This is a genomic window from Aeromonas sp. HMWF014, assembly GCF_963878295.1.
GTDB lineage: Bacteria > Pseudomonadota > Gammaproteobacteria > Enterobacterales > Aeromonadaceae > Aeromonas > Aeromonas popoffii.
The window spans coordinates 27,601-30,581 of record NZ_CAWNYS010000011.1 but is presented as its reverse complement, the minus strand read 5'-3'; the positions used below and the strand labels follow the sequence as shown (position 1 = coordinate 30,581).

Here is a 2,981-nt window from a genome sequence, read left to right as displayed (position 1 = left end):
ATTTTGGCCGCTATGAGCTGATCGATGGCCGTATGCAACTGGTGGGCGACGAGGTGGTGAGCGATCCCGCGGCACTGGTTGACGCCCGTGGCAAGCTGGCGGGTCCGGTGACCTGCGTCGGCACAGGTTTTGAAACCTATGGCGAGACCTTGAGTGGTCTTGCCGATGAGCTGGCGGTGAGCCAGGTACGCTTCCCGGCAGCCATCGACATGCTGCCGCTGGCTCGCGCCGCCTGGCTGGCGGGGGAGGCAGTACCTGTTGAGCAGGCGACGCCGGTCTATTTGCGTGACAAGGTGACCTGGAAAAAATTGCCGGGTCGCGAATAAGGGCAGGAAGCGGCGTTGCATGCCTGTCGCTCTTGCCATAAACCTGCATCCCCCTGCCGGACAGGGCCTGGTAACAGGTTCGGTATCCGGCAAAAAGGAGAGTGACATGATGAAACGTGCGATCGTGATAGGGGTGGCAGGCTTGCTGCTCGGCGGGTGCAGCACTGTTCCGAAGGAGCTGGCTTATGAGCCGGCAAACCAGCTGGTGGCCTATCAGCCCGCCCTTGGCGGGATGGAGGGCAAACCGGCCCGCTGGAGCGGCGTCATCTCGGCAGTACAGAACAAGGCGGATCAGAGCGTCATCGAGGTAGTTTATCTGCCGCTCAAATCCAACGGGGTTCCGGAGCAGACCGAGCAGAGTCCGGGCCGCTTTCTGGCCATCATGCAGGGCTTCGTCGACCCGACCCTTTACGCCAAGGGGCGCAGCCTGACGGTGCTCGGCACCATAGCCCAGCCGGTAGATGGCCAGATTGGCGAGCACAAATATCGTTTCTCGGTGATCGATGCCACCTCCAGCAAGCTGTGGCCGCCGGTGAAGGAGGTAGAGATCCGCTATATGGATCCTTACTTCTACGACCCCTTCTATGATCCCTTCTGGCCGAGACGGCCGCTGCGTCGCTAAGGTTGCACATGACAATCATCATGCAGGAAAAAATGCTCACCCTGGCCGATGGTCGTCGGGTGGCCTTGCTTGACAACGAGCAGCAGGGCAAGCCGCTGCTGATCGCCTTGCATGGCTGGCTCGACAACAGCGCCAGCTTCTTGCCGCTGGCCCCGTATCTGGGGGACTTTCATCTCATCTGTGTCGATCTGCCAGGTCATGGCCACTCCGATCACAAAACCACCCCCTATGTTTTTGTGGACTGGCTGGATGATCTCTACCAGATCGTTCAGGCGGCAGGCTGGTCGCGTTTCAATCTACTTGGCCACTCCCTCGGGGCATTGATTGCGTCTGCCTATGCCGGCGTCTTTCCCGAGCTGGTGGAGCGGCTCATCATGCTGGAGGGGTTGGGCCCGCTCAGCCAGCCCGATGAGGAGGTGCCGGCGCAGTTGCGGCGGGCGATTTTAAATCGCAGTCGCACCCGTGAACGCAGTGCCAACGGTTTTGCCTCGGTTGATGAAGCGGTGGCCGCCCGATGCAAGGTGGCGGATATCACGCCGCAGGCGGCGCGGCTTATCTGCGAACGACAACTGGTGGCGCGGGCAGGGCGCTGGCATTGGCGCAGCGATCCCCGTTTGCGCGAATTGTCGCCACTGCGCATGGGTGAGGGGCAGGCCCAGGCGCTGATCCGTGCCATCCGCTGCCCTGCGCTGTTTATCCGGGGCGAGCAGGGCTTTGCCAGCCTGCTGGCGCAGTGGCAGTTGCGTCATGGCGCATTCGAGCAAATAGAAATGGTCGTTTTGGCGGGAAACCATCATTTTCATATGGAAAACTCGGCCAATACCGCCGTTTGTATCGAAAAATTTTGTCAAATTCGCTAGAATCACCGGCTTTCAATCATCCCAGGTTTGTTTTCCCCCTCACACGTATCCGTTGTTAATTCGCTGTTAATTGATGTGGCCCTATGTAAATATGGGTGACATTAGAGCATGAGCTTAAAACGACCGATTGAATTGGATGTGAACAGGGACGGAGGCAATACAGTGAGCGCACAGGTGCTAGTTATGCAGGAGAAGTTCGTGGAAAAAGTCTGGCTGAAGCGTTATCCACAAGGGGTTCCCGCCGAGATCAACCCAGACCAATACAGCTCCCTGGTCGACATGTTTGAGGCATCGGTGACCGAGTTTGCCGATCAGCCTGCCTTCGTCAACATGGGGCAAACCATCACCTACCGCCGACTGGAAGAGCAGTCCCGCGCCTTTGCCGCCTACCTGCAAAGCGAGCTCAAGCTCAGCCAGGGGGATCGGGTGGCTGTGATGATGCCGAACCTGTTGCAATACCCCATCGCCGTGTTCGGTATACTGCGCGCCGGTATGATAGTGGTGAACGTCAATCCGCTCTATACCCCGCGTGAGCTGGAGCATCAGCTCAAGGACTCGGGGGCCAAGGCCATCGTCATCGTCTCCAACTTTGCCCATACCCTGGAAAAAGTGGTCTACGACACCCCGATCAAGCACGTCATCCTGACCCGCATGGGCGACAACCTGGGGCTGGCAAAAGGCACCCTGGTCAACTTCGTGGTGAAATACGTCAAGAAGCTGGTACCCAAATACAACCTGCCCCACGCCAGCACCATGCGTCAGGCCCTCTCCAAGGGGCGCTACCTGCAGTACATCAAGCCCGAGATCACCAATGATGATCTCGCCTTCCTGCAGTACACCGGCGGCACCACTGGCCTCTCCAAGGGGGCCATGCTGACCCATCGCAACATGATTGCCAACGTCGAGCAGTGCCTCGGCGTCTACGGCCCCATGCTGGCGCGGGGCAAGGAGTTCGTGGTCACGGCACTGCCGCTCTATCACGTCTTCGCCCTGACGGTGAACTGCCTGCTGTTCATGCGCCTGGGGGGATACAACCTGCTCATCAGCAACCCGCGCGACATCCCGGGCTTTGTCAAAGAGATCAGAAAATACCCCTTCACCTGCATCACAGGGGTCAACACCCTGTTCAATGCCCTGGTCAACAACGGCGAATTCCAGTCGATGGATTTTGGC

General features: G+C 58.9%; 4 protein-coding genes. All 4 read left to right on the top strand.

Features of this window, described 5'->3' with window-relative positions:
• Window positions 1–326: tRNA threonylcarbamoyladenosine biosynthesis protein TsaB (locus AAC083_RS00395; protein WP_375134787.1), on the top strand; the 326-nt coding region annotated here is incomplete at its 5' end.
• A 106-nt stretch (window positions 327–432) separates the two neighbouring features.
• Window positions 433–948 carry a Slp family lipoprotein gene (locus tag AAC083_RS00390; protein WP_042037678.1) on the top strand — a complete coding sequence of 172 codons (516 nt, stop codon included), beginning with the start codon at window positions 433–435 and terminating at the stop codon, window positions 946–948.
• Window positions 949–956: 8 nt separating this feature from the next.
• Window positions 957–1,808, top strand: a complete 852-nt coding sequence (locus AAC083_RS00385; RefSeq protein WP_181364872.1) for an alpha/beta fold hydrolase — start codon at window positions 957–959, stop codon at window positions 1,806–1,808.
• Between the two features lie 198 nt (window positions 1,809–2,006).
• A partial coding sequence (locus tag AAC083_RS22705) for an AMP-binding protein (RefSeq protein WP_308811033.1) occupies window positions 2,007–2,981 on the top strand: 975 nt, incomplete at its 3' end.